The sequence below is a fragment of the Rhodococcus sp. 06-221-2 genome (assembly GCF_002258365.1).
GTDB classification, from domain to species: domain Bacteria; phylum Actinomycetota; class Actinomycetes; order Mycobacteriales; family Mycobacteriaceae; genus Rhodococcoides; species Rhodococcoides fascians.
The window spans coordinates 157,641-183,010 of the sequence record NZ_NOYJ01000033.1; the positions used below are offsets into that span (position 1 = coordinate 157,641).

The window sequence follows — 25,370 nt, forward strand, 5'->3', positions numbered from 1 at the left end:
GGCCCACCGGTGCAGCGCTCAGTACCCGGGCGGAAGCTGCTCGAACATCTCCCGGGTGACGGCGACCGCATTGTCCGAGCTGCCGCCGCGTACCACCAAGGTCGCGAAGGCGATGTCGCCTCGGTAACCGACGAACCACGAGTGCGATCCGCCCTCGACCTCTGCTTCTCCGGTCTTGCCGTACACCTCGCCCTGGTCGGCGATGCGCTCTGCGGTGCCGCTGGTGACCACCGAGCGCATCATGCCGCGTAACCCGTCGACCATGGCAGGTTCTATCGGTGGATGATCGCCGGTGATGGCGGTTTCCCGTCCGACCAGAAGATTGGGAACCGGTGTGGAGCCGTGGGCAACCGTCGCGGCGGCCAGTGCCATCCCGAAGGTCGAGACGACCACCTTGCCCTGGCCGAATCCGTCCTCGGTGCGCTGGACGAGTTCGTCCGCGGGCGGGACCGAACCCGAGTCGGTCGGCAAGCCCACGACGTCGTAGTCCGGACCGACGCCGAACTGGGACGCGGCCACAGTCAACGCGTCGGGCGACATCTCGCTCGCCAGCTTCGCGAAGGAGGTGTTGCACGATCGGGTGAACGCGGTGCTCATGGTCACGTCACCGAGGGCGAACTCGTTGTAGTTGGGGACGCTTCGTTCGCCGATCTCGATACGACCGGGGCACGGAACGGTGCTCCCCGGGGTCGCGAGTCCGCTGGAGATCGCCGCCCCGGCGGTGATGATCTTGAACGTCGAACCCGGTGGGTAGAGACCGGCCGACGCGACCGGACCGTCCCGATCGGCGGCCGGATTCTGCGCCACAGCGAGGATGGCCCCGGTGGACGGCTGAATGACCACCGTCATGGCCTGCTCGGCCCTGGCGTTCACTGCTCGTTGGGCCGCGACCTGAATATTCCGATCGAGGCTGATCGAGAAGGACGGTGCCGGCTCGGGCGGGGTGTCGGTGAGGACGTCGATGTCGACGCCGTTGCGGTTGCTGGTCACCACGCTCCAGCCGGCCTTGCCGTCGACGTCGTCTATGACGGCCTTCTTGACCTGGCCCACCAGGTCCGGCGCGAAGGTGGGGTCGGTGGACACGAGATCCGATTCGTCGGACGCCGTGACACCGGGAATCTCGGTCAGCGCCGCCGAGATGGGTTCGAAGTCGCTGTCTCGCAGCAGCGCCACCGGGTAGTCGCCGTCGACGGAAGTCGCCGACTCCACGATCGACTGGGCCGTGATCGACGCGTCGAACGGTGTCAGCAGTGTCGACAACGCCGTCGCCGAGGCCACGACGTTGTTCGCGGCCGAGGCGTCGAACTTGATTCGATGTACGACCCCGGGCACCAGGACGTCGGTGCCGGAGCGCTCGTTGACGCGAGCGCGTGGTGCAGCCGTCGAGCGCAAGGCCATGGTCTGCGTGTCACCGAGCTTCGGGTGGATGTCCGAGGCGGTCCACCGCACCACCCACTCTCCCGCACTCCGACCCATGTTCAGTTGGCCGTCGTACGTCCACACCCGATCCTTGGGCAGCTGCCAACGGTAGGTGTAGCCGACCGTGGCGGTGTCGCCGTCGACTCGAACCGACGTCGTCTCGGCGTCGAGGGCCTCTGCTTGCAGATTGGTCCACGCCTCGCGCAGCGCAGTGGCTGCGGCGTCCGGCTTGTCGGTATCGGCGGCGGCCGTGGGGATGTCGTTGGCCTCGAAGGCCGCGAGGAATGCCTGAGCTGCGGGCTCCGGACCGTCGGGCTTGGGTGTACACCCAGTGAGGCAGGCACCGACGACGGCACCGATCACGGTCACCACGCCCAGCCGTCCGCGCATCCAGGTCGCATCACGTGATCTCATTGCGCCCCATCGTAATACGGCCGGTGCGTCGACCACGGCAACGAATCGCGTTTCGGGACAGGCCGATCGAGCGACCGTTCTCAGTCCAGCAGCACCGTGGTGAACGTCGCCACTTGCGTCAGACCGATTTTCGCGTAGGCCCGGCGCGCGACGTAGTTGAAGCTGTTGACGTACAGGCTCGCAGTACGCCCCTGGCGGACGACCGAGTTCACCACGGTCGCCGTTCCGGATGCACCCAGGCCGTGCCCGCGTCGGTCCGGGTGCACCCATACCCCCTGGATTTGCCCGACCGTCCCGGACTGCGAGCCGATCTCGGCCTTGAACACCACGCGGCCGTCCTCGAATCTGGCCCAGGCACGTTGCGCTGCAATGAGACTGGCGATCCGACGCCGGTATCCCCTACCGCCGTCGTTCAGTCGCGGGTCGACGCCGACCTCTTCGATGAACATGGCAACGGCCGCGGTCAGATACACGTCCAGCTCGTCGGGTCGAACGAGCCGAACGAGAGGATCAGGCGAGATGGACGACGGTACCGACGTGGCCAACAACGGTTGCTCACCGCGCACTTCTCGCGCCGGACCCCAATCCGTCTCGAGCATTTCCCACAACGGAAGCGTCAACTCCGCTCTGCCGACCAACGACGAGCACAGACGCGGCCCACGGCACGCGCGGTCCGCGAAGGAACGAAGATCGTCGCTGGAACCGAGCAACGGAACCAGATTCGCACCGTAGAAGCACAGCGACTCGTCCGGACCGCCTCTGCTCCACATCTCGCCGTGGAACGACCTCGGATCGAGGCCCGATTCCTGCACGCGCGCGGCAACCATGCAGGTTGCAACGGGGTCGGCGTCGAGCACCCGGAGCACGTGCGCGACGTCCCGATTACCGAGAGGCTTCGCGCCGAGGAGCTTGAGCACCTACCGACCTCCTGACCCACCTACCGCGTACGCACCGATTCTGAAGCGAATCATTCCAGACAATGTGTTCCCCCGGTGGCAGAGCGGCAAACCGGACGCCGAACAGGTGTACCCGCTCAGCTGACGGTGACCACCGGCGCGCCACCGCTGGCGATCTCGTCCTTCTCGAACTCCTCGGCGATGCGCATCGCTTCCTCGATCAACGTCTCCACGATCTGCGCTTCGGGGACCGTTTTGATGACCTTGCCCTTGACGAAGATCTGGCCCTTGCCGTTGCCCGACGCGACACCGAGGTCGGCGTCGCGGGCCTCGCCCGGCCCGTTCACGACGCAGCCCATGACCGCGACGCGTAGCGGGATCTCCATGCCTTCGAGTCCCGCAGTCACCTCGTCGGCGAGGGTGTAGACGTCGACCTGTGCGCGCCCACACGAGGGGCAGGACACGATCTCGAGTTTGCGCGGGCGCAGATTGAACGATTGCAGGATCTGGTTTCCCACCTTGATCTCCTCCGCCGGCGGTGCCGACAGGGAAACTCGGATGGTGTCGCCGATGCCCTTGGACAGCAAGGCCCCGAAGGCCACAGCGGACTTGATGGTCCCCTGGAAAGCCGGTCCCGCTTCGGTGACACCGAGGTGCAGTGGGTAGTCGCACTGTGCCGCCAACTGCTCGTACGCAGCGACCATGATGACGGGGTCGTTGTGCTTGACGGAGATCTTGATGTTGCCGAAACCGTGCTCCTCGAACAGGCCTGCTTCCCACAGCGCGGATTCGACGAGCGCCTCGGGTGTCGCCTTGCCGTACTTCTTCATCAGCCTCGGGTCGAGAGAGCCGGCGTTCACACCGATGCGGATCGGAATGTTCGCGTCACCGGCCGCCTTGGCGACCTCCTTGACACGGCCGTCGAACTCCTTGATGTTGCCCGGGTTGACGCGCACCGCTGCACATCCGGCGTCGATGGCCGCGAAGATGTACTTCGGTTGGAAGTGGATGTCGGCGATCACCGGAATCTGGCTCTTCTTGGCGATGATCGACAGCGCGTCGGCGTCGTCCTGTGTGGGGCACGCAACACGAACGATGTCGCAACCCGACGCCGTCAGCTCTGCAATCTGCTGCAGGGTGGCGTTGATGTCGTGGGTCTTGGTGGTGCACATCGATTGCACCGAGATGGGGCTTTCGCTTCCGACACCCACCGACCCGACCTGGAGCTGCCTGGTCTTTCGACGTGGCGCGAGTACGGGCACCGGCGGTGCGGGCATTCCCAATCCGACTGACACGGACACAGTGGCCTTCTTTCCTAGCTACGACTGTCGAGTCTACTTAGAACAATTGAATCGGGTTGACGATGTCCGCCGTGAGCGTCAAGAGAGAGAACCCGATGAAAACAATGATGACCACGTAGGTGACGGGCATCAGTTTCATGTAGTCCACCGGCGCACCGTCGGGCAGGCCGCGACGATTGCGGAAAATGTTGCGTATGCGCTCGTAGATGGTCACGGCGATATGGCCACCATCGAGTGGCAACAGCGGCACGATGTTGAACACACCGAGGAAGAAGTTGAGCGACGCCAGCAGCCCGACGAACGTCTGCCAGTTGTCGTTTTCCACGGCCTGGCCACCGATGACACTTGCTCCGACGACACTCATCGGCGTGTCGAGCCCTCGTTCACCACCGAAGATCGAATCCCACAGCGCCTCCACCTTGCTCGGCAACTGCACCAACGCTTTCCCGGTCTGCACGAAGATGTCCCCGGTGAAAACAAAGGTCTCGGGCACTGCTTCGATCGGGTTGTATCGAATGTTCGGCGGTGGACCGCCGGTGACGCCGATCGCTCCCACGGTTGTCGAGTTCTTCGCTTCGGTCTCAGGATCGACGACGTAGCGCTGAACCTGAAGGATCGGAACGCTCAGAGTCTGCGAAGCACCGTCGCGATCGACTGTCAGATCGGCCGACCCGGTCGAGTCCCGAATGGCGAGAACGACGTCGGACCAAGTCTCTGTCGGCTGACCGTTCACCGCAGTGATGATGTCGCCCGTGCGCAGTCCGGCTTCGGCAGCCGGACCGTCTCCCGAACACGGCGCAAGTTCACCGTCCTCGGTCTGGGACGTGCTGACACAACCGATGCCCTGGACCGTCGTTGTCGGCGTCACCCGATCCGGCGTGCCCCAGCCGAGCACCAACACGTAGACCAGAACGATTCCCAGCACGAAGTTCATCGCGATGCCGCCGACCATGACGACGATGCGCTTCCATGTCTTCTGGCGGTACATCGCACGCTCGACCTCGTCGGGCGCGAGTTCGTCGATGGCGGTCATGCCGGCGATGTCGCAGAACCCGCCTGCCGGAATGGCTTTGAGGCCGTATTCGGTCTCGCCGCGTCGGAAGGAGAAGATCTTCGGGCCGAACCCGATGTAGTAGCGGCGAACCTTCATGCCGAGCGCTTTCGCGGTCCACATGTGTCCCGCTTCGTGCAGCGCGATCGACACCCCGATTCCGACGGCGAACAGCACGACACCCAGAGCGAACACCATGTGTCAGAGGCCTTTCGGTTTCAGTAGTTCACGGGCGTGGGCCCGGGCCCAGGAGTCCGCCGCGAGTACGTCGTCGACGTCCCTGGGAGCCGTCGACCAGTCCTGCCCGCCGTCGCCCAGTACCGCGCGCACCGTCTCGACGATCTGCGGAAATTCGATCCTGTCATTCAGGAACGCTTCTGCAGCGATTTCGTTGGACGCGTTGTACACCGCAGTCATGCACCCACCCATGATCCCGGCCTCACGCGCCAGCTGCACCGCCGGAAACACTCGGTCGTCGAGTGGCTCGAAGTCCCAGGAGAATGCGGTCGTGAAGTCGAGTGCACGGGCGACGTCCGGCACTCGATCGGGCCAGCCGAGGGCCAGCCCGATCGGCAACTTCATGTCCGGTGGACTGGCCTGAGCGATGGTCGAACCGTCGACGAACGTCACCATCGAGTGCACGATGGACTGCCGGTGCACGGTGACATCGATCTTCTCGTAGGGCACACCGAACAGCAGGTGCGCCTCGATCAGTTCCAGACCCTTGTTGACCAGTGTCGCCGAGTTCAGCGTGTTCATCGGTCCCATCGACCAGGTGGGATGTGCGGCGGCCTGCTCCGGCGTGACCGACTTCAGTTCGGTCTCGCTCCACCCTCGAAACGGACCACCCGATGCAGTGAGAACCAGTCGATCCACTTCGCCGCGCGAACCGCTGCGCAGGCACTGGGCAAGCGCGGAGTGCTCGGAGTCGACTGGCACGATCTGACCGGGGGCTGCGGCGGCGAGAACCAGCTCGCCTCCGGCGACCAGGGATTCCTTGTTGGCCAACGCCAGGCGCGCACCGCTGTTCAGCGCGGCCAGGGTCGGTTCGAGGCCGAGAGAACCCACGAGGGCATTGAGCACGACGTCCGCCGGGGTCGACTCGACCAGCTCGGTCACTGCTCGCGGACCACTCAGCACTCCGGGGAAGTCGAGCTCGGCGGCGGCCTCGGGCTGGGCGACGGCTACCCGTCGGACACCGGTCTCCGCAATCTGGCGACGGAGCAGTTCGATGTTTCCACCGCCCGCAGCCAGCCCGACCACGACGAAGCGGTCCGGGTTGGCGGCGATGACGTCGAGCGCTTGGGTTCCGATCGACCCGGTACTTCCCAGCAACAGCACACGTATCGGCTCGGGGCGATCCGAGTTGGTCGTTCGCTCACGATGGTCTGGCACCGGTCCATTGTTGCCTACCGAGGCTGAGAAACCCCTATGTGCCGACGCAGGCTGGCACGCTGGGGTGCATGGACTTCTCGAAGTACCGCTCGGCACCGTTCAATTACGACGATGCGGGGGCCACCGCCGGCCCACTGCCCACCGGATACCACCACGTCACGATGTCGAGGGTCGTGGGATCGGGGCTGGACGACTTCGTGGCGGCGGCCGATGCGTTGATGCGATGGGACATGCACCGAGGAGCAGGACTGAAGGTCCGTTCCGAGGCCGAGACCGCTGTGCCCGACTCGGTGGTCGTTCTCACACTCGGACCGGTGCGCATTCCGTGTCGTGTGGTCTACGTCATCGACGAGGCGAACCGTCAGGGTTTCGCCTACGGAACACTCGACGGGCATCCCGAGTCCGGCGAAGAACTCTTCTACGTCGACTACTCCCCCGCGGACGGTGCCGTCACCGCCCACATATCGGCGTTCTCGCGTCCCGGTCGCTGGTACACCAAGCTCGGCGGCCCGGTGGGCAGACGCGTCCAGGCAGCATTCACCGACCGCTATCTGAGCGCGCTGGCATCCGCGTGCCGACAGGCCGACTGACTCAGGCCTCTGGCGGGTGCACAGCTCGCCAGTGTTCGGCGATGTCGATTCTCTTCGCGACCCAGACCTTGTCGTGCGACTGCACGTGATCGAGGAAACGTTCCAGTGCAGCCATGCGGGCCGGCCTGCCCACCAGCCGGCAGTGAAGTCCGACCGAGAGCATCTTGGGACTCCCACTCGCGCCCTCGGCATAGAGAACGTCGAAGGCGTCACGTAGATGCGCGTAGAACTCGTCGCCCGTCGAGAATCCTCCCGGCGATGCGAAACGCATGTCGTTGGTGTCCAGGGTGTACGGCACCACCAGGTGATCGACGACCCCGCCGTCTCGGGGCACCTTCTCCCAGTACGGCAGATCGTCTGCATAGGAGTCGGAGTCGTACACGAATCCGCCGTGCTCCACCACGAGCGATCGGGTGTTCGGAGAGTCGCGCCCGGTGTACCACCCCAGTGGCGCAGACCCCGTCAGCTCGCGCAGGATGGTCACGGCCTCCGCCATGTGCTCGCGCTCGACGTTCGCGTCGATCTGCTGATACGACAACCACCGCAAGCCGTGACATGCGATCTCGTGGTCCAACTCCAGCAGTGCCGCAACCACTTCCGGGTTCCGCTCCATGGCCTTGGCGACCGCGAACACGGTCAGCGGTAACCCACGCTTCTCGAATGCGCGCAGCACGCGCCACACTCCGGCTCTGGATCCGTACTCGTACAGCGATTCCATGCTCATGTGTCGATTCGGAAACGCCTGTGCGCCGATCATTTCCGACAGAAACGTCTCGGACTTCGTGTCGCCGTCGAGCACGTTGTTCTCGGCACCCTCCTCGTAATTGAGGACGAACTGGACGGCGATGTTCGCCTCATCCGGCCACTGGGCGAGCGGCGGCGTGCGGCCGTAACCGACCATGTCGCGGGGATAGCTCAGCGGGGACCGACTCGGACGATGGGGAAGGCGCTCGGAGGTCACTGCCGCAGTCTCTCATTCGAGCCCACACACGCGCTGGGTGAGCGATGCAACCCTGATCACTACGACGGGCGGTCGTATGCCAATATTGTTCCGACAACGCGTCTGGCACCGTTCGTGCCGGGACCCACGTGAACGCATCACCCGAGAGGATCGACCGGTGGCAAATACCGAACTGGAATCCGCTTCGTACGACCCGGTCGTCGATACCCGCAACGAGGTGCCCGAGGTGCCGTCCGCCGCATGGGGTTGGAGCGGCGAGTCGAACAAGGCGATGCGCGTCGCAGCCATCGTCGTTGCCGCGTTCCTGCTGTTCATGATCATCGGAAATCACACCGGCAAGGTCGAGGACCTGTGGTTGGTCGGCTTCGCCGTGGCGCTGGTCGGACTCGTCGTGCGCGACGTCATCGTCCGCCGCAAGCCCCGCTAGCGGTTCAGTTCTCGGCGGCGAGCTGACCGCACGCCGCCGCGATCTCCTGCCCTCGGGTATCGCGGACGGTGCACGAGACGCCCTGCGCGATGACCCGGCGAACGAATTCCCGCTCCACCGGCTTCGGGCTGGCATCCCACTCGCTACCCGGAGTCGGGTTGAGGGGAATCAGGTTGACGTGTACCCGGGATCCGAGCGCCTTGTGGAGCTTCTTGCCCAGCATGTCCGCTCGCCACGGCTGATCGTTGACGTCCCGGATCATCGCGTACTCGATCGAGACGCGTCGGCCGGTCTGATCGGCGTAGTACCGGGCTGCGGAGAGAACCTCCGCCACCGACCAACGATTGTTGACCGGGACCAACGTGTCTCGGAGCTCATCGTCCGGCGTGTGCAGAGACACGGCCAAGGTCACCGACAGACCCTCGTCGGCCAGCTTTCGAATGGCCGGAGCAAGGCCGACCGTCGACACGGTGACCGAACGCTGTGACAGTCCCAGCCCGTCGGGGGCTGGTGAGACGATCTTGCGCACTGCCGCGACGACGCGCTTGTAGTTGGCCAGCGGCTCGCCCATGCCCATGAACACGACGTTCGACAGACGACCCTGACCGCCGGGGACGACGCCGTCGCGCATGTCTGCGGCCGCCGAACGGACCTGATCGACGATCTCCGCCGTCGACAGGTTCCGCGTCAGGCCGGCCTGACCGGTCGCGCAGAACGGACATGCCATTCCGCAACCGGCCTGACTCGAGATGCACAGCGTCGCGCGATCCGGATACCGCATCAGAACACTCTCGAGAAGAGTCCCGTCGTTGGCCTTCCACAGCGTCTTTCGAGTGTCACCGTCGTCACACGCCAAGTGCTTGATCGGCGTCAGCAAGGTGGGAAAGAGATCGGCACCGACCTTCTCCCGAGCCTCGGCCGGAAGATCGGTCATCTTGGTGGTGTCGGCCTCGAGCCGCGCGTAGTAGTGCCGCGCAAGTTGGTCGGCCCGGAATGCCGGTAGACCGAGTGCCTTCACTGCCTCACGCAGGCCCTCTTTGTCCAGGTCGGCGAGGTGACGCGACGGCATTCCCCGACGCGGAGCTGTGAAGACCAGCGGAAGATTCGGTCTCTTCTGCTCGGTCGTGCTGTCCGTTGCGGCTGCGGAATCACTCATGCTCGACCCCCGCGTCGTTCCTGCTGGCTCAACTCCATACCCACCATTGTCCACCCGTTCTGCTCACAGTCCTATTCGCGACGGTTTTCGACGGTGCCCTGACGGGTATCGACGCCGGGACCGATTGCGCGTGCATTCGGACCACGCGTGCGAAAGGATCATCGACATGGCCACCAGAGCAGACGACAACAACGAGGCACCGTTCGACACATCGGCGTCGACCAAGCCGGGGTTCGACGAATCGGTGGCCCCGTCGGGCGAACTCGCCCCGATCACGACCCCGGATTCGGACGGCCATTCCGCACCGGACCCGGAGTACGTTCCGGAACCGCAGCACACGCCCAAAGACGTAGCCCACACTCGCACGGCCGCTCTCTGGACCGGATTGGTGGTCGGGGCCGTCGTCCTCGTAATCCTCCTGGTGTTCATCGTGCAGAACCTCGACTCGGTCACCGTGCAGATCTTCGCCTGGCAGCTCGACCTACCCCTCGGAATCAGCATGCTGCTGGCCGCGATCGCGGGTGCGCTGGTGATGGCCATGGCCGGCGGCGCCCGAATCCTGCAGGTCCGGCGCGCAGCGAAGAAGAACCAGCGTCACGGTTCGTGAACACTATGTACAGAAGCTGGCACCGATGCTCTGAATCGATAAGGTTGGCGGTGCCCGACTTCACTCGAGGAGCATGACGTGACTACTTTCATGGAGACACCGGTGGCATCCGGCGTTGCACCCGACCGCGCACGATCGTGGCTGTTGGTTCCGGCCACCAAGCCCGATACCTTCGACGCTGCTGTCGCGTCCGGTGTCGACGCCGTCATCCTCGACATCGAGGACGCAGTCGCTCCAGCGAAGAAGCCTGCCGCTCGCGAGACCGTCGTGCGCTGGCTCAGCGAGGGCAACTCGGCCTGGGTGCGCGTCAACGACGCGACGACCCCGTACTGGGCCGACGATCTCGCCGCGTTGTCCGGGCTGCCCGGCCTGGTGGGGGTCATGCTCGCGAAGACCGAGAGCGGCGGTCAGGTCGAGGCGACAGCCGCCCGCCTCGCCGACGGCACCCCGATCCTCGCGCTGGTCGAATCAGCAGCAGGACTCGAGGCCGCCACCGAAATCGCGCGCGCGGACTCGACATTCCGTCTCGCCTTCGGCAGCGGCGACTTCCGACGCGACACGGGCATGAGCGACGACCCGCTCGCCATGGCCTACCCGCGCTCGCGACTGGTCGTCTCCTCGCGCGTCGCACGACTGCCCGGACCCATCGACGGTCCGACACTGACCGCGAACGACAGCATCCTCGGGCGCGATGCAGCCCTGACGCTCTCGATGGGCATGGCAGGCAAACTCTGTATGCACACCGATCAGGTGGCCATCGTCAACCGCGAACTGGCCCCCTCCCCGACCGACGTGTCCTGGGCCCACGATGTCATCGACGCTCTCGGTGCCGACGGTGCTCACGTCAAGGACGGCAGCGATCTGCCGCGTCTGGCAAAGGCTCTCAAGATCAACGAACTGGCTCGAATCTTCGGAATCTCTGCCGCGTCCTGATCGCTCGCTGCCGAGCCAGGCTCAGATCGGCTCGACGCCGGTCGGCTTGTATCGAACGTGGATGCGATAGCGCACATTCAGGGTGAGGCCGTCGACCTGCCGTGCCGCAGCGCGCGCTACCCGCGGTGAGAACTCGATTCCCAGCACATCCCGCAAAACCCGGCGGTCGGGAAACGCCCACCTCGTGTCGACGCGTCGCATCTCGAATCCCTGGGCATCGAAGAACGCCTCGACGGCCGCCGGATCGTAGTGCGGGAGATCCGCACGCATCCAGTCCCCGTACGGAGACGCCGTCGCGTCGAGGTCCACGACCACCAACGCCCCTCCGGGCCGCAGAACTCGCATCGCTTCGCTGATACCCGGGCCGCAGCCGGGGCCGAAGAAATACGCGGTTCGCGCGTGGACGAGATCGACCGAACCTGTGTCGACGGGCAGCGCGTCCGCTCTACCCGCACGCACGTCGACGTTCGCAAGTGACTCGACGCGCGTGCGGGCTGCGGCCACCAATGGGGCGTGCGGTTCCACACCGATGACGTACCGGGCGTCCGCAGCGAACATCGGAAGATGGAAACCGCTGCCGCAGCCCACGTCCACGACGTTCTCGGCCGTCCAATCGACGGTCGATCGAATGGTCGCGAACACAGCGCCGTCGACGTCCTGAGCCCTGTTCTCCGCCTCGTACAGATGCGGCCAGTGCCAGATGTTGGGACTGGGAATCACCCCGCCGCGATCACCGCTCATCGTCCGGCGGAGTCGGTCAGAGCAACACGGTGAAGACGAGCCACGCAACGAATGCAGAGGGCAGCAACGAGTCGAGTCTGTCCATGATGCCGCCATGGCCGGGCAACAACGAGCCCATGTCCTTGATTCGAAGGTCGCGCTTGACCTGCGATTCGATGAGGTCGCCCAGAGTTCCCGTCACGACAAGCACGACTCCCAGCAGGACACCGATCATCGAGTTGGCCTCGAGAATCAGGGTCACCGTCAGCAGGCAACCGATGACGCAGAAGATGAGCGATCCGACCAGCCCTTCCCAGGACTTCTTCGGGCTGATGGCCGGCGCCATCGGGTGTTTGCCGAACAGCACACCGGCGATGTAACCACCGACATCCGAGCACACGACGCCGATGACGAAGACCAGGATGCGACCGGCACCGTTGTCCTGCAGGACCATCAGAACGGCGAACGAGGCCAACAGCGGTAGCCAACACGCCACCAGAACGGTGACGGAGAGTTCTTCGAGATAGTTCTTGGGAGCAGTACCGAAGCCTTGTCTCAGCAAAAGCCACACCATGCAGACCAAGACGGTGCCCACAGCCGCACTGAGCACTCCGACGGCACCGAACGGCCAGCCCAGCCAGATCATGGCCTGACCACCGAGGATCAGCGGGATGCGCGGAACGAGAACACCGCCCTCGCGGAGCCGCTTGGACACCTCGTACGTCGCGACGGCCAACGCCACGGCTACGACACCGATCCATACCAGCGGCACGAACACGAGCACGAGGATCAACCCGATACCCAAACTGCCGCCGACGCCGATCGCGGCAGGCAGATTTCGACCCGCCTTGCCGGCGGACTTCGTGGCGGCGACCCCGGACGAGCCAGCGGGCGTGCCGCTGCCCTCCTGCCGATCCGGTCCCACCACTGTCGTCAACTCCTCGATATTCATCGTCGTTCCACCGTGTTGCGCAACTATCGAAGGAGGTCAGACCTCCATCAATTCACCCTCTTTGCGCTTGACCAGTTCGTCGACCGAGGCGGTGTACTTCGCGGTGGTCTTGTCGAGCTCGTTCTCGGCACGTACGACGTCGTCCTCGCCCGCCTCGCCGTCCTTCTGGATGCGCTTGAGCTCTTCCATCGTCTTGCGGCGCACGTTGCGAATGGACACCTTGGCGTCCTCGCCCTTGCCCTTGGCCTGCTTGACGAACTCACGGCGTCGTTCCTCGGTCAGCTGCGGCACGCCGATACGAATCAGGTTGCCGTCGTTGGTGGGGTTGACGCCGAGATCGGAATTGCGGATAGCGGTTTCGATCGGCCCGAGCTGATTCGACTCGTACGGCTTGATCACCACCAATCGCGCCTCCGGCACGCTGATGCTGGCCAGCTGGGTGATCGGCGTCGGGGCACCGTAGTACTCGATGACGATGCGCGAGAACATTCCCGGGTTGGCCCGCCCGGTGCGGATCGAGGACAGATCGTCACGGGCAACCGATACGGCCTTTTCCATCTTCTCTTCGGCGTCGAAGAGAGCTTCGTCAATCACGATCTGTCCTCCATCGTCTTCGTTCTCGGTTCGTTCGCGGTCGCGTCGGCGGCATTCACGACGTGACCAGCGTGCCGATGTTCTCGCCCGACACGGCGCGAGCAATGTTTCCCTGAATCAGCAAATTGAACACCAACATCGGCATCTGATTGTCCATGCAGAGGCTGAAGGCAGTCGCGTCGGCAACTTTGAGGCCTCGCTCGAGGGCTTCTCGGTGGGTGATCGTGTCGAACATCGTCGCGTCGGGATCGAGCCGTGGATCGGCCGAGTAGACACCGTCGACGGCCTTGGCCATCAACAGCACCTCGGCACCGATCTCGAGCGCCCGCTGCGCCGCCGTGGTATCCGTCGAGAAGTACGGCATGCCCATACCTGCGCCGAAGATGACGACACGCCCCTTCTCGAGGTGCCGTCGCGCGCGCAGCGGGAGGTACGGCTCGGCCACCTGGCCCATCGTGATCGCGGTCTGGACTCTGGTGGCAACACCCTGCTTTTCCAGAAAATCTTGCAGCGCAAGACAATTCATGACCGTGCCGAGCATGCCCATGTAGTCCGAGCGAGATCGGTCCATCCCCCGCTGCTGCAATTCGGCACCGCGGAAGAAGTTTCCGCCACCGATCACCACGGCAACCTGAACTCCGGTGGCCACCACCTCGGCGATCTGCTCGGCAACGTTGTTCACGACATCCGGATCGAGCCCCACCTGGCCACCACCGAACATCTCCCCACCCAGTTTGAGCATCACGCGTCGGAACCCGGGACGGTCAGGGGCCGGATCGGTCATAGCTCTCCTCGGTACTCGTCGAACACTACGGTTTACTCACCGATCATCCTGCCCTATCGGCACCCGATCGGTGGACACGGCTCCGACCTGCCTCGCGCACGAACGATGCCGTCCACTCGATGAAATCGAATGAACGGCATCGCCTCGATCGGATCGAGCGCAGACTAGCTGGCGCCGACCTCGAATCGGGAGAAACGGGTGATGGTCACGCCGGCCTCGTCGAGGATGGCCTTGACGGTCTTGTTGCCGTCCTGAACCGACTTCTGCTCGGTGAGAACGACGTCCTTGAAGAATCCGTTGACGCGACCTTCGACGATCTTCGGCAGAGCCTGCTCCGGCTTGCCCTCTTCGCGCGCGGTTTCTTCTGCGATCCGACGCTCGGCGGCGACCAGATCCTCGGGAACCTCGTCACGGGTGACGTACTTGGCCTTGAGCGCTGCGATCTGCATCGCTGCAGCGCGCGCAGCATCGCCGGCGGCGTCGCCGTCACCGGTGTACTCGACCAGCACGCCGACGGCAGGCGGCAGGTCCGCGCTGCGCTTGTGCAGGTAGGTCGCGGTGTTGCCGTCGTAGGACACGACGCGGCGAATTTCGAGCTTCTCGCCGATCTTGGCCGACAACTCGTTCAGAGCCGTCTCGACGGTCTTGCCGTTCAGGTCGAGTGCCTTGAGAGCGTCGACATCAGCAGGCTCGCCTGCTGCAGCCGTCGCCGCGACGGACGCGGCGAACGTCTGGAACTCGTCGTTCTTGGCCACGAAGTCGGTCTCGGAGTTGATCTCCACGAGCACTCCACCCTCGGCGACGACGAGGCCTTCGGCGGTGTTGCGCTCGGCGCGCTTGCCGACGTCCTTGGCACCCTTGATACGCAGGTACTCGACGGCCTTGTCGTAGTCGCCGTCGTTCTCGGCGAGTGCGTTCTTGCAGTCCATCATTCCGGAGCCGGTGAGCTCGCGGAGCCGCTTGACGTCGGCGGCAGTGTAGTTCGCCATCGTGGGCGAGCCTCCTCAAAAGTCTGAATACGGGCGTTGACGAAAGTGCTGTTCTCGAAGCGTGATCGACGGGCTCGCTGTGGAGCCGGACCGATCACAACCCTGACATACCGAAGCGGCCCCGGCCCACCCTTGAGGGTGAACCGGGACCGAATTCGATCAAGCCTGAGCGGCCGGTGCTTCTTCTGCTGCCGGTGCTTCTTCTGCTGCCGGGGCGTCGGCGACCGGCGCATCGGCTGCGGGAGCCTCTGCTGCCGGAGCGTCAGCGGCCGGGGACGTCTGTGCGAGCTGCTCGAGCTCCCACTCTGCGAGCGGCTCGCCTGCGCCGACCTCGGGCTTGGCGTCGGTTGCGGTGTTCTGGCCTGCACGGGCCTGCACACCTTCGGCCACTGCGGATGCGACGACCTTGGTCAGCAGCGCAGCGGAACGGATCGCGTCGTCATTACCCGGGATCGGGTAGTCGACCACGTCGGGATCGCAGTTGGTGTCCAGGATCGCGATGACCGGGATCTTCAGCTTGCGCGCTTCGCCGACGGCGATGTGCTCCTTGTTGGTGTCGACGATCCAGATGGCCGACGGAACCTTGGCCATGTCGCGGATGCCGCCGAGGGTGCGATCGAGCTTGGTCATCTCACGCGTGAGCATGAGGATTTCCTTCTTGGTGCGTCCCTCGAAGCCACCGGTCTGCTCCATTGCCTCGAGCTCCTTGAGGCGGACCAGGCGCTTGTGCACGGTCTGGAAGTTGGTGAGCATGCCACCGAGCCAGCGCTGGTTCACGTAGGGCATGCCCACGCGAATTGCCTCAGCGGCGATGGACTCCTGTGCCTGCTTCTTGGTGCCGACGAACAGAACGGTGCCGCCGTGGGCGACCGTCTCCTTGACGAACTCGTAGGCCTTGTCGATGAAGGTCAGAGTCTGCTGCAAGTCGATGATGTAGATGCCGTTGCGGTCGGTGAAGATGAATCGCTTCATCTTCGGGTTCCAGCGACGGGTCTGGTGTCCGAAGTGTGTGCCGCTGTCGAGCAGCTGCTTCATTGTTACTACAGCCATGGCTGAATAACTCTCTTTCATGGTTCGGTTGACGCAGAGTGTCGGTGACCTCTGCCCTGGCGACCGCCGAAGTTGTCGGACCTGAACCACAGGGGGATCAGGACCGCCGACAACCGGTTCTCGTATCGTGAACTCTGCCGAGGCAGTCGATACGATGACGCGGACGCGCGAAGTCGACCCGTGCACGCACAGGCCGCAACAAGGAGTGTAGACCTGCGGCGGCCCCCGTCATAACCAGGCCCGACTGTCAAGAGATTCCGGTGCCTGTGGACGAATCTTTCGGTTGTCCACAATTCGTGCCGGGCCTCGTTTTCCAGCACATTCACAGGCCATCGTCGACGAGTGAACACTCTTCGTACCGGCTGCATCGCCTGCGTTCTTGCCGCGATCGTGCTGACCACGCCGGCCGCGGCAGCCGAATCGGACTCGTTCGCGTGGCCGATTCGGCCGCACCCTCGCGTCGTGACACCGTTCGACCGCCCGGAACACGATTGGCTCCCCGGCCATCGCGGGGTCGACCTCGCCGCGGCGGACGGCACCTCGGTTCTGGCCGTCGCCGACGGCACGGTCGTGTTCGCGGGCGTCGTGGCCGGTAAGCCGGTGGTGTCGGTGGACCATCCGGGCGGACTTCGATCGACGTACGAACCCGTGACGGCGGCGGTCGGGGCCGGAGCACGAGTACGACGCGGCCAAGTCCTGGGTTCGCTGACGTCGGGACACGACGGCTGCGCGGCGACGTGCCTGCACTGGGGCATCAAGCGGGGCCGCGAATACCTCGATCCGACTGCCCTGGTGCGTGCCCGTCCGATCAGATTGAAACCCGTGCCGGAGCCGGGTCGGTGACGGTCAGCGCGCAGGGCCGGAGTGACGACCGGACGCGGCAGGAAAGTCGTCCGCGACCATGGCGGCAAGCTCGACGAAAGCGCTCCTGGTCTGGGGACGCAGCTTCTCGAGATCGACCACGGCCCCCTCGGCGAGGTGCTCGTCGAACGGAACCACCAGCACCGCGCGGCAGCGTTCCAGGAAGTGCTGCTGCAACAAGTTCATGTCGACCGCGGACGAACCCGGTCGGACCGAACTGATCACCACGACCGTGCGCTCGACCAGATGGCCGTATCCGTGCAGTTCCAGCCAGTCCAGAGTCGCGGCTGCACTGCGTGCCCCGTCGACGGCCGGCGAACTGACCAGAACCAGGGCATTGGCCAGCTGCAGCACCCCGTTCATCGCCGAGTGCATGATGCCGGTTCCGCAGTCGGTGAGGATCAGGTTGTAATAGACCTGCAGCATGTCGATGACCGCGCGATAGTCCTCTTCGCCGAACATCTCCGACGCCGAGGGATCCCGCTCACCGGCCAACACTTCCAGTCGGCTCGGTGCCTGCGAGGTATGAGCGCGAATGTCGGAATACCGGCGAATGTTCGGGGCTGCGGCCAACAAGTCGCGAACAGTCGACGCGGTCTGACGCGGTACCCGCTCTCCGAGTGTCCCGAAATCCGGGTTCGCGTCGACGGCGATGACGCAATCTCCGCGCAGCGACGCGAACGTCGACCCCAGACCCAGAGTGGTCGTCGTCTTGCCGACCCCGCCCTTGAGCGACAGGAACGCGATGCGGTAGTCCCCCAGCACCGGCTGGCGTATGCGATCGACCTGGTTGCGGTAGCGCTCCTCGGCCGTCGACTCGCCGGGGTTGATGACGCCACCGGTCAACCGGTGCACACCGCGACGCCACCCCGACGACGAGGTGCGCTTGGGTCGTTTCAGCAGCGATTCGGCACCCAGGTCCTGACTGCTCGGACGATACGGATTCGGGGCACCTGCCCACGGCTGCGCGGACCAGGGTGCCTGCTGGGCCGGCTGAGCCTGCGACCGATCGTCCCCGACGGGCGGAACGGGCGGAACGGGCAGCATCTGTGCCTCGGGATAGGCGGCCGGCGGGCCCGGTCGAAGCGGCACGGGCGGGTTGTACCGCGGGGGCACGGGAGGTCGCTGCGCAGAATCGGGCGTCTGCCACGGCGGGGGCTGCCGGGGCGTGGAGCGCGGAGTAGACATCGGTTCCGACGGTGCGGATCCGGCGGCATCGTCACCCCGGCCGGCGACTGCACTGCCGTCGACTGCACTGCCGGGTCGTGCCCCGTTCACCGGCGCACTGTGGCCATGCGTCGACCACGGCTCCGATTTACCTTGCGGTCGGTCGCGGTCCACGGTCCCCCGTATTCGGTGTAGTCGATCCTGGGCAGACGCTACCAAACGATGCGCCGCCCAGCTCGACGCTCATGCTCTGGGATGCGCCTGATCGTGCACCGCCCGCAACCGTTCGACGGATACGTGAGTGTAGATCTGCGTCGTGGCAAGAGATGCATGTCCGAGCAGTTCTTGCACCACCCGGAGATCGGCACCTCCTTCCAGCAGATGCGTGGCTGCCGTATGGCGGAGGCCGTGCGGTCCCAGGCTGGGGCCGCCGGGGACTGTCTCCAGCACAGCATGCACCGCCGACCTGGCCTGTCGCTGGTCGAGTCGTCCACCCCGACGCCCGAGCAACAGGGCCGGTCCGGATCGATCGACGGCCAGGGCAGGCCTGCCGTCGGTGAGCCAGGCGTCGAGTGCCTGCGCGGCCGGCAGACCGTACGGTGCCGACCGTTCCTTGTTGCCCTTGCCCACCACCCGAACGACTCGTCGATCGGTGTCCACGTCGTCGACATCGAGACCGCACAGCTCCCCCACGCGGACCCCGGTCGCATACAACAGTTCGACGACGAGTCGATCGCGCAGCGCTATGGGATCGAGTTCGGCGGCACCCGACTCGGCAGCGTCCAGCGCTCGCGTCGCTTGATCGTGACGCAGCACTCCGGGCAGGGTGCGGTAACCCGACGGGGACGCGAGACGCTGCGCGGGGCCGACCTTCACAGCCCCGACCCGTTCGAGCCACGCCCCGAACGTTCGCACCGACGAGGTGCGCCTGGCCATCGATGTCCGGGCCGCGCCGGCCGCCGAGTACCCCGCCAACCACGAGCGCACGACACGCAGATCCAGATCGGCGATCGTCGCGCCCGGTGAGGACGCGGCCAGGTGCGCCAGTAACGAACGCGCGTCGGCAACGTAGGCCCGGATGGTGTGCTCCGACCGTTCCCGTCCGAGGCGCAGGTGTTCGGCGAACTCCTCGACGTGCACCTCCAGGTGCGGCGGCAGCGAATCGGTCATCGGCTCAGCTTGGGCGCTGACGTCTCGCTCGACAACCGGACACGCCGTCGGGTGGACGTCGGTGCGCGATCAGGCGTCGACTCCCGCCTCCGCCTGTGCCAGCTCACGCTTCCAGGCTCGGAAGGTTTCCTCGGTCCGCCCCCGACGCCAGTAACCCGAGATCGACGCCCACTCGGCCCCGACCCCACGTTCCTTGCGGATGTACGGACGGAGGTTGTGCATGACGGCCTGCGCCTCACCGTGGACGAACACCTGCGCTTGCCCGGGTAACCATTCGGTGTTCTTGACGGCCTCGATCAGCGGTGCGTTGTCTCCGGCCCGGTCGTCGCCGATCTCGTTCGACGACGCGCCCCGGTGCACCCAGGTGACGTCGACGACTGCGAGAGTCTCCATGTAGATCTCGTCGTGACGATAGCCGACCTCGATGAACACCTTGGCGATGGCGTCTTCCGGGAGGGCCTCGACCGCAGCCGAGATGGCCGGGATAGCCGATTCGTCGCCTGCGAACAGGTGCCAATCGGCGTCGGGGCGAGGCGCGTATGCCCCCGACGGCCCGAAGAACGACATCTCGTCGCCCGGCTTCGCGCGTGTGGCCCACGGTCCGGCGACGCCCTCGTCGCCGTGCACCACGAAGTCGATGGCGATTTCCCGCGCGTCGGTGTCGACGGATCGAACGGTGTAGGTCCGCATGATCGGTTCGTCCTCGGTTCCGAAGAACAGCTTGACGTACGCATCGGTCTTATCGATGGCGTCGAACTCCTCGAAGCCTGGACCACCCAGATACACCCGGTGCATGTGCGGGGTCAGCGCTTCCGTGCGCACTACGGTCAACGTGGTTTTCTTACGCGGCACTACAGACCCCTCTTCGAGCGAACGACGCCGATGCTCACTGCACCGACTAAGCATTACCTAACACCCTACCTTCACCGGGCCTCGGTAGGGCCGTCACCTCAGCCGCGCACCACCCGGGCCCACCCGGTCTCGTCGTTGCTCACGAAGCCGTCCATCTCCATCACCGGTAGCGCGGCGCGGACCTTCGACAACGGAACTCCGGAACTCTCCGACAGTTCACGGGTGGACAACGCTCCCGTGGCCGGCAGCGCGTCGTAGATCAACAGTGCGGTCTCGGACAGCGCATCGATTTCCCGGAACAGATCGGGACGGGGTTCCTCCGGCGAGCCGAGCGCCCCGGCCTCGGCCACCACATCGTGCGAGCTCGACACCAGAACGGCCTCACCCTCACGAATCATGCGATGGCATCCCTTCGACGTCGGAGAAGTGACCGGCCCCGGCACCGCAAGAACGGGGCGCCCCAGTTTCGCCGCCCACGCCGCGGTGTTGCGCGCCCCGCTCCGCCATCCCGCCTCGACGACCACCACCGCCGAACCGAGAGCCGCCACCAGTCGGTTGCGCGCCAGGAACCGGTGCTTGGCCGGAGTGGTTCCGGGCGCGTATTCACTGAGAACGACACCGCTCGAGGCGATCTGACGCAACAGGCGGGAGTGGCCCGCCGGGTATGCCCGGTCGACGCCGCAGGCGAGCACCGCCATCGTCGTCCCCTCGACTCCGAGTGCCGCGCGATGCGCTGCCGCATCGATACCGAAGGCAGCACCCGACACGACGGTCCAGCCGTCCAGCGCCAGATCGGCGGAGATCTCGGCAGTGACGCGGTCGCCGTACGGACTCGACGCTCGGGTTCCGACTATCGACACCGATCGTTCGGTGTCTGCTCCGACAGACCGGTTTCCCAACGCCCACAGTGCGATCGGCGGCGAGGTGTCGACACCCGCGGTAAGGCCGGACCCATCGAAGCCGAGAAAACGCCACGCAGGCCACTCGTCGTCGTCAGGGGTGATCAGCCGTCCACCGAGAGCGGCCATGTGGTCCAGATCTGCTGCTGCAGTGTCGACATGAGCCCGTGCTGCCAGTCGCTCACCCAAGTGTCCGGCGCGTACGGCTGCGGCGGTGACCTCGGGGCCGTGGGCAGCGGCGTGGTCCGTCACCGTGCGATGCGGACCCTGTGCCACCCGGGACAGATACGCCCACGCCAGCCGACGTGCGTCATAGGTCATGCCACTCCCCTGTCTCGAAAATCCAGTGCGGCACCGACCTCGTCTGCACCGGGCACGGTGCCGCCGGCGAGATCGTTCAGAGTCCACGCCACCCGAATCGCACGATCCGCGCCGCGCGCGGTCAGCGATCCATTGCGCAATGCCCGCTCGATCGGTACCAGCGTCGACCGAGCGAGCCGAAACCGTTGACGCAGTGCGGGTCCGGGCACTTCCGCATTGGTCCTCCACCCGAACTCCGACCAACGATGAGCGGCAGCATCCCTCGCTCCCGTCACGCGGGCGCGAATATCGGCCGTTCCTTCTCCGATGTCATCGACCAGCGCCCCGGTCGCGACTCCCATCATCTGAATTCGGAGATCGACCCGGTCGAGGAGCGGTCCGGACAGTTTTCCCAAGTACTTGCGGCGAGCAGTGGGCGCGCACACGCAGTCGGCCTGCCGCGCCGGGGCGCACGGACACGGATTGGCCGCCAGGACGAGTTGGAACCTCGCCGGGTACCGGGCCACCCCGTCTCGACGCGCAATCCGAATTTCACCGTCTTCGAGTGGGGTTCGCAGCGCTTCGAGTACCCGGATGCTCATCTCGGCGCATTCGTCGAGAAACAGGACTCCGCGATGCGCGCGACTGACTGCGCCCGGTTTGGCCATTCCGGTACCTCCTCCGACCAACGCGCTCACCGACGTCGAATGGTGTGGGGCGATGAACGGCGGCGATGTGATCAGCGGCCGCGCACTCGTCAGCAGCCCCGCCACCGAATGGATCGCGGTCACCTCCAGCGCCTCGGACTCGGTGAGCGGCGGGAGAATCCCCGGAAGACGTTGCGCGAGCATTGTTTTCCCGATTCCCGGTGGGCCGGTCAACATGATGTGATGCGCACCGGCCGCAGCGACCTCCAACGCCCATCGGGCATCCGCCTGACCGGCAACGTCACTGAGATCCGGATAGCTCTCCTGATGCCAGTCGGTGGGGGTGGGCGATTCCAGCGCCTGCTCACCACGAAGCCACGCAACGACATCCGCCAGGCAATCGGCACCCAACACCTCGATACCGTCCACCAGACCCGCTTCGGGCAGACACCGACTCGGCACCACCACCCGCTGCCACCCCGCCGCCTTCACCGCGAGCACTCCGGGCAGTACCCCGCGGACCGCACGCAACCTGCCGTCCAGAGCCAACTCACCCAGAAACACCGTCTCCGACAGGCTTCCCCGCGGAATGGCCTTGGCGGCGTCGAGGACCGACAATGCCAGCGCGAGGTCAAAGGTGCACTTGTAACTGTTCTAAAATTGTCTGATGTGCTACCCGTCCCGCTCCCCGGAGGGCACTTCCCAAGCAACGGCGACACGCCGCCTGAGCAGGCAAAATGCAACCTAGCCATCCGCGGCAACTAGGATCGCTAGAAATAAGTAACAGGATCGAATCAGCGATCCTAGTTGCCGCGGACCCTCAGATGAGTCGGTCCCCAAACCATGTAGTGATTCCGGCAACGTCGTATTGGTGGAGAGCAACAGCCTCCACGAAATCTGCCGCTTCGGCCTGCGCCGCGTTGCTGATGGTAGCGCCGAACGCTCCCAGGTAAATCATCGAAGATATCCACGCAGTTCGCTTGTTGCCGTCGCCGAACGCGTGGGCAGACACGAGTCCATCCAACAACGTGGCGGCCCGCGCCATAAACGCCGGGATCAGTAGTTGGCCATCGAACGTGTGCATCGGGCGGCCCAGCGCGCCTTCTAGCTTCCCTCGATCCAGAAGGACGTGCTGGGCACCGATCATCTTCCTGTTCGTCTCGATGACGTCTTCAACAGGTAGGCAGAAGCTCAACGCTCCGCAAGCAAGGAGAGTGTTTGTGTCCACCGCTCAATTTCGCGGTCGACAGCACTTTGAAACGGCTCCCCACCGGAGACGGATACAGGCTGCAAATTGGGCGCAGCCGGTACCGTTTCGTCGGAGTTCAGCATCTTCGACGTATAGCAGCGCCGCATGTCAGACACGGTCACCACCTCGTTACTCTTCGCGTGCTTGTTCAGATCCCCCCGCGCCTTCTTCCACGGTAGATCTTGATGCGTCATTTCGATCAGCGTGTACCTGTCGTGCTGGCTGTAGAAGTCCAGCACCGCATCGACAATCAGTTGCGACTGGCCGACGATTTCCTGCGGCTTAGCTCCGGGGAGTTCCGTCCCGAAGATTCCGCCGACCGCCGGCCGGTCGTACTTGTTCACCTGATGCAATTTCGGCACCACCGGCCCAGCGGGCCAAGCTTCGAACTCGTCATCGAACAGCCGTCGGCCGTCCCAGGCGAGATGCCACGCTTGGACGAAGTACGTCAACTTCTCCAAGCTCCACGCATCCACCCAACCGCAGCGCTGGTAGATGTAGGCACCGACATCGAGAGCGTTCACCACTGGAACCACTCCCTTCCGTCAGCGTTTTCATCCACAGGTTATCCACAGGCTGTCTTGACTTTATCAACATGGTACGACACGAAGTCATTCCCTCATGCGATAGCCGCGCGGGGTCACATAAGTCGAAACTCGTTCGCTAAGCGAACAAGTCGACCGTTCAGGGCGGCTTGCACCCATCCGGCGACCCCGCGCGATTCAACCGACCGCCTCGTCTACCGAAGCCTCCGCGCGACAGATGTCGCCCTCTCCGGCGGGGCCGGATCTTCGACGCGAACCCACATACCTGGCCCGAAGATAGTTGTCTTCGGCTCGTCACCGCGCTCGTAGACAGACAGCGCCCCGGACGCGTGAACCTCGTACTTCGAGTCCGTGAACACGGTTGAGCCCCGCCCATTACTACCCTGGTAGGTAACTTTGAACGACTTCACAGCCGTGTTTTCGAGTGCCATGGTTCAGCCTTCCGTGCTGGTGTCGGTGTCGGTGCCGATCGCTAGGTCAATGCGCTGCCACACACCCGGCCCCCACACCAGCTGCTTACCGCTCGATTCCTGAATCAACAGTGCGCCGGAGGGGTCCAGCTCGAACCTGCCTTCGTACTCGTGCCGATACAGCTTGCCCATTCCGAACGGAATTGTCTGGACGAGGAACTTCTGACGCGAATTATTTGTGAGTGCCATGGGCGGCAGTGTGCCAGTCGAGTCCGACAAAACAGGCGATGCCGGCCACGTTCATTCACTCGAACGACGCCGATCCGACGCCGACCGGCGTTGACTGATTGACATGTGGAACAAGCGGGCCGTGACCCAGAAGTGTGCCGACGCCGGGCTGACTGTGGAAGAGGCCGGCAAGCTGTCCGGCATTCCCGACCTCGAACGTCAGCTGGAACGAACGATCCCGTTGAACGACCATTCGCGCGCGTTGGCACAGATACTCAAATGTTCGGAAGCCGAACTGACGACCGCCGATCCCGAGAACTGGGGGCAGGTGTCACCGACAGAATGGGGACTCACACCAGGTCAGTAAAGTTCCAGACCCCCTAGACTGGGGCCATGACCCTGGCGTCGGATTACCGCAAACTGGCCCGCGAACAGACGACCCTGGCCGATCTGCAGGCCCGGACGAGCCGACAGATCCGTGACCGGATCCGTCGCGCCTTCGCCGACGGTGAGAGCTGGCAGGACATCGCCGAAGCCACCAGCCTGTCACGGGCGCGGATCTACCAGCTTCGATCTTCGTAAACTGTTGCTGCACAACGGAATTGGGTATTAGTCCCCCAACCCGATCCTGGCACGCCGCGCGTATATATGCGGACAATAACCGCTGATGGGGTGTCCCAGGGGGTACCCCGATAAATCCCCTGGTCAGGGGCCTGAGACCGCCAGGATGGCCACATATCGCCTGGTCAGCAGCCTGGGCCTGAACATGGAACAGCCCCGGCCCCCGTAGCGAAGAAGTGGAG

27 protein-coding genes and 1 pseudogene are annotated in these 25,370 nt (G+C 64.8%); 7 read left to right on the top strand and 21 right to left on the bottom strand.

The genetic code is table 11. The annotated features are described in order from the left end of the window. Nucleotides 1-18: 18 nt before the first annotated feature. The 5 genes from CH281_RS20200 to dxr form a co-directional block, all read right to left on the bottom strand. A complete protein-coding gene (locus tag CH281_RS20200; protein ID WP_094643009.1) occupies nt 19-1,809 on the bottom strand; it encodes a penicillin-binding transpeptidase domain-containing protein in 1,791 nt (596 codons plus the stop codon). Nucleotides 1,810-1,913: 104 nt separating this feature from the next. After that, nucleotides 1,914-2,750 (bottom strand): GNAT family N-acetyltransferase, encoded by an 837-nt coding sequence (locus CH281_RS20205; RefSeq protein ID WP_032366413.1) that lies wholly within the window; start codon nt 2,748-2,750, stop codon nt 1,914-1,916. Nucleotides 2,751-2,866: 116 nt separating this feature from the next. Next, nucleotides 2,867-4,006, bottom strand: a complete 1,140-nt coding sequence (gene ispG / locus CH281_RS20210) for a flavodoxin-dependent (E)-4-hydroxy-3-methylbut-2-enyl-diphosphate synthase (protein ID WP_032370959.1) — start codon at nt 4,004-4,006, stop codon at nt 2,867-2,869. Between the two features lie 61 nt (nt 4,007-4,067). After that, nucleotides 4,068-5,279, bottom strand: coding sequence for a M50 family metallopeptidase (locus tag CH281_RS20215; RefSeq protein WP_032366412.1), 1,212 nt, complete (start codon nt 5,277-5,279; stop codon nt 4,068-4,070). A gap of 3 nt (nt 5,280-5,282) precedes the next feature. After that, nucleotides 5,283-6,422 carry a 1-deoxy-D-xylulose-5-phosphate reductoisomerase gene (gene dxr, locus CH281_RS20220; protein WP_032407111.1) on the bottom strand — a complete coding sequence of 380 codons (1,140 nt, stop codon included), beginning with the start codon at nt 6,420-6,422 and terminating at the stop codon, nt 5,283-5,285. Between the two features lie 122 nt (nt 6,423-6,544). Here dxr and CH281_RS20225 point away from each other — a divergent pair, with 122 nt between their 5' ends. After that, complete coding sequence (locus CH281_RS20225; protein WP_032366411.1) at nt 6,545-7,066, top strand: DUF1990 family protein; 522 nt, start codon at nt 6,545-6,547, stop codon at nt 7,064-7,066. 1 nt (nt 7,067) lies between these two features. Here the strand turns inward: CH281_RS20225 and puuE are convergent, their stop codons facing one another. Continuing rightward, on the bottom strand, nt 7,068-7,967 hold the full coding sequence (gene puuE / locus CH281_RS20230; protein ID WP_032366410.1) for an allantoinase PuuE: 900 nt from the start codon (nt 7,965-7,967) through the stop codon (nt 7,068-7,070). A 217-nt stretch (nt 7,968-8,184) separates the two neighbouring features. Here puuE and CH281_RS20235 point away from each other — a divergent pair, with 217 nt between their 5' ends. Next, nucleotides 8,185-8,454, top strand: a complete 270-nt coding sequence (locus CH281_RS20235; RefSeq protein WP_027496710.1) for a DUF2631 domain-containing protein — start codon at nt 8,185-8,187, stop codon at nt 8,452-8,454. Between the two features lie 4 nt (nt 8,455-8,458). On the opposite strand, the gene rlmN is transcribed toward CH281_RS20235, so the two are convergent. Beyond that, nucleotides 8,459-9,610, bottom strand: a complete 1,152-nt coding sequence (rlmN, locus tag CH281_RS20240; RefSeq protein WP_094622425.1) for a 23S rRNA (adenine(2503)-C(2))-methyltransferase RlmN — start codon at nt 9,608-9,610, stop codon at nt 8,459-8,461. A 166-nt stretch (nt 9,611-9,776) separates the two neighbouring features. On the opposite strand from rlmN, the gene CH281_RS20245 reads away from it, so the two are divergent. Next, nucleotides 9,777-10,217, top strand: coding sequence for a LapA family protein (locus CH281_RS20245; protein WP_080732081.1), 441 nt, complete (start codon nt 9,777-9,779; stop codon nt 10,215-10,217). 90 nt (nt 10,218-10,307) lie between these two features. Beyond that, a complete protein-coding gene (locus CH281_RS20250; RefSeq protein ID WP_032366409.1) occupies nt 10,308-11,150 on the top strand; it encodes an HpcH/HpaI aldolase/citrate lyase family protein in 843 nt (280 codons plus the stop codon). A gap of 21 nt (nt 11,151-11,171) precedes the next feature. On the opposite strand, the gene CH281_RS20255 is transcribed toward CH281_RS20250, so the two are convergent. From CH281_RS20255 to rpsB, 6 genes are all read right to left on the bottom strand, one after another. Further along, nucleotides 11,172-11,891, bottom strand: a complete 720-nt coding sequence (locus CH281_RS20255) for a class I SAM-dependent methyltransferase (RefSeq protein WP_179274244.1) — start codon at nt 11,889-11,891, stop codon at nt 11,172-11,174. Nucleotides 11,892-11,907: 16 nt separating this feature from the next. Then, a complete protein-coding gene (locus tag CH281_RS20260) occupies nt 11,908-12,822 on the bottom strand; it encodes a phosphatidate cytidylyltransferase (protein ID WP_094695429.1) in 915 nt (304 codons plus the stop codon). Between the two features lie 36 nt (nt 12,823-12,858). Continuing rightward, nucleotides 12,859-13,416, bottom strand: a complete 558-nt coding sequence (gene frr, locus CH281_RS20265) for a ribosome recycling factor (protein ID WP_027496705.1) — start codon at nt 13,414-13,416, stop codon at nt 12,859-12,861. A gap of 55 nt (nt 13,417-13,471) precedes the next feature. Next, on the bottom strand, nt 13,472-14,200 hold the full coding sequence (pyrH, locus tag CH281_RS20270; RefSeq protein ID WP_027496704.1) for a UMP kinase: 729 nt from the start codon (nt 14,198-14,200) through the stop codon (nt 13,472-13,474). A 164-nt stretch (nt 14,201-14,364) separates the two neighbouring features. Next, entirely contained in the window at nt 14,365-15,189 is an 825-nt protein-coding gene (gene tsf, locus CH281_RS20275) for a translation elongation factor Ts (protein WP_027496703.1), read from the bottom strand. A 159-nt stretch (nt 15,190-15,348) separates the two neighbouring features. Next, on the bottom strand, nt 15,349-16,239 hold the full coding sequence (gene rpsB, locus CH281_RS20280) for a 30S ribosomal protein S2 (protein WP_094695430.1): 891 nt from the start codon (nt 16,237-16,239) through the stop codon (nt 15,349-15,351). Between the two features lie 342 nt (nt 16,240-16,581). On the opposite strand from rpsB, the gene CH281_RS20285 reads away from it, so the two are divergent. Further along, the gene (locus CH281_RS20285; protein WP_094695431.1) at nt 16,582-17,082 is read left to right on the top strand and encodes a M23 family metallopeptidase; all 501 of its coding nucleotides are present in this window, start codon (nt 16,582-16,584) and stop codon (nt 17,080-17,082) included. A 3-nt stretch (nt 17,083-17,085) separates the two neighbouring features. Here CH281_RS20285 and CH281_RS20290 read toward each other — a convergent pair whose 3' ends face one another. The 8 genes and pseudogenes from CH281_RS20290 to CH281_RS20330 all read right to left on the bottom strand — a co-directional run bounded on the left by CH281_RS20290 (nt 17,086) and on the right by CH281_RS20330 (nt 24,588). Then, nucleotides 17,086-18,441 carry a MinD/ParA family ATP-binding protein gene (locus CH281_RS20290; protein WP_373453890.1) on the bottom strand — a complete coding sequence of 452 codons (1,356 nt, stop codon included), beginning with the start codon at nt 18,439-18,441 and terminating at the stop codon, nt 17,086-17,088. Between the two features lie 69 nt (nt 18,442-18,510). Continuing rightward, nucleotides 18,511-19,437, bottom strand: a complete 927-nt coding sequence (locus CH281_RS20295; RefSeq protein WP_032366406.1) for a tyrosine recombinase XerC — start codon at nt 19,435-19,437, stop codon at nt 18,511-18,513. Between the two features lie 69 nt (nt 19,438-19,506). Then, nucleotides 19,507-20,289, bottom strand: coding sequence for a siderophore-interacting protein (locus CH281_RS20300; protein ID WP_094695432.1), 783 nt, complete (start codon nt 20,287-20,289; stop codon nt 19,507-19,509). Nucleotides 20,290-20,387: 98 nt separating this feature from the next. After that, nucleotides 20,388-21,509 (bottom strand): DNA-processing protein DprA, encoded by a 1,122-nt coding sequence (gene dprA, locus CH281_RS20305; RefSeq protein ID WP_057474102.1) that lies wholly within the window; start codon nt 21,507-21,509, stop codon nt 20,388-20,390. Further along, a pseudogene (locus CH281_RS20310) lies at nt 21,506-22,771 on the bottom strand (YifB family Mg chelatase-like AAA ATPase); the annotation flags it as partial. The gene dprA and the pseudogene CH281_RS20310, both read right to left, overlap by 4 nt. 184 nt (nt 22,772-22,955) lie before the next feature. Further along, complete coding sequence (locus tag CH281_RS20315; RefSeq protein ID WP_143544844.1) at nt 22,956-23,363, bottom strand: type II toxin-antitoxin system death-on-curing family toxin; 408 nt, start codon at nt 23,361-23,363, stop codon at nt 22,956-22,958. After that, on the bottom strand, nt 23,327-23,908 hold the full coding sequence (locus tag CH281_RS20320; RefSeq protein ID WP_179274246.1) for a Panacea domain-containing protein: 582 nt from the start codon (nt 23,906-23,908) through the stop codon (nt 23,327-23,329). Before CH281_RS20320 ends, CH281_RS20315 begins: the two co-directional genes overlap by 37 nt. A 455-nt stretch (nt 23,909-24,363) precedes the next feature. Further along, nucleotides 24,364-24,588: a hypothetical protein gene (locus CH281_RS20330; RefSeq protein WP_094695436.1), complete on the bottom strand. Its 225-nt coding sequence runs from the start codon at nt 24,586-24,588 to the stop codon at nt 24,364-24,366. A gap of 103 nt (nt 24,589-24,691) precedes the next feature. Here CH281_RS20330 and CH281_RS20335 point away from each other — a divergent pair, with 103 nt between their 5' ends. Together CH281_RS20335 and CH281_RS20340 are read left to right on the top strand one after the other, a co-directional pair. Beyond that, the gene (locus tag CH281_RS20335; protein WP_094695437.1) at nt 24,692-24,934 is read left to right on the top strand and encodes a hypothetical protein; all 243 of its coding nucleotides are present in this window, start codon (nt 24,692-24,694) and stop codon (nt 24,932-24,934) included. Between the two features lie 26 nt (nt 24,935-24,960). Then, entirely contained in the window at nt 24,961-25,149 is a 189-nt protein-coding gene (locus CH281_RS20340) for a hypothetical protein (RefSeq protein WP_094695438.1), read from the top strand. The last annotated feature ends 221 nt before the right edge of the window (nt 25,150-25,370 follow it).

Bases quoted from the DNA above. Each gene is read 5' to 3' on its own strand.
- CH281_RS20200 (WP_094643009.1), bottom strand. From the start codon at position 1,809: ATGCGCGGACGGCTGGGCGTGGTGACCGTGATCGGTGCCGTCGTCGGT.
- ispG (WP_032370959.1), bottom strand. From the start codon at position 4,006: ATGCCCGCACCGCCGGTGCCCGTACTCGCGCCACGTCGAAAGACCAGG.
- CH281_RS20215 (WP_032366412.1), bottom strand. From the start codon at position 5,279: ATGGTGTTCGCTCTGGGTGTCGTGCTGTTCGCCGTCGGAATCGGGGTG.
- CH281_RS20225 (WP_032366411.1), top strand. From the start codon at position 6,545: ATGGACTTCTCGAAGTACCGCTCGGCACCGTTCAATTACGACGATGCG.
- puuE (WP_032366410.1), bottom strand. From the start codon at position 7,967: ATGGTCGGTTACGGCCGCACGCCGCCGCTCGCCCAGTGGCCGGATGAG.
- rlmN (WP_094622425.1), bottom strand. From the start codon at position 9,610: ATGAGTGATTCCGCAGCCGCAACGGACAGCACGACCGAGCAGAAGAGA.
- CH281_RS20245 (WP_080732081.1), top strand. From the start codon at position 9,777: ATGGCCACCAGAGCAGACGACAACAACGAGGCACCGTTCGACACATCG.
- CH281_RS20250 (WP_032366409.1), top strand. From the start codon at position 10,308: ATGGAGACACCGGTGGCATCCGGCGTTGCACCCGACCGCGCACGATCG.
- CH281_RS20255 (WP_179274244.1), bottom strand. From the start codon at position 11,891: ATGAGCGGTGATCGCGGCGGGGTGATTCCCAGTCCCAACATCTGGCAC.
- CH281_RS20260 (WP_094695429.1), bottom strand. From the start codon at position 12,822: ATGAATATCGAGGAGTTGACGACAGTGGTGGGACCGGATCGGCAGGAG.
- pyrH (WP_027496704.1), bottom strand. From the start codon at position 14,200: ATGACCGATCCGGCCCCTGACCGTCCCGGGTTCCGACGCGTGATGCTC.
- tsf (WP_027496703.1), bottom strand. From the start codon at position 15,189: ATGGCGAACTACACTGCCGCCGACGTCAAGCGGCTCCGCGAGCTCACC.
- rpsB (WP_094695430.1), bottom strand. From the start codon at position 16,239: ATGGCTGTAGTAACAATGAAGCAGCTGCTCGACAGCGGCACACACTTC.
- CH281_RS20295 (WP_032366406.1), bottom strand. From the start codon at position 19,437: ATGACCGATTCGCTGCCGCCGCACCTGGAGGTGCACGTCGAGGAGTTC.
- dprA (WP_057474102.1), bottom strand. From the start codon at position 21,509: ATGACCTATGACGCACGTCGGCTGGCGTGGGCGTATCTGTCCCGGGTG.
- CH281_RS20330 (WP_094695436.1), bottom strand. From the start codon at position 24,588: ATGGCACTCACAAATAATTCGCGTCAGAAGTTCCTCGTCCAGACAATT.
- CH281_RS20335 (WP_094695437.1), top strand. From the start codon at position 24,692: ATGTGGAACAAGCGGGCCGTGACCCAGAAGTGTGCCGACGCCGGGCTG.
- CH281_RS20340 (WP_094695438.1), top strand. From the start codon at position 24,961: ATGACCCTGGCGTCGGATTACCGCAAACTGGCCCGCGAACAGACGACC.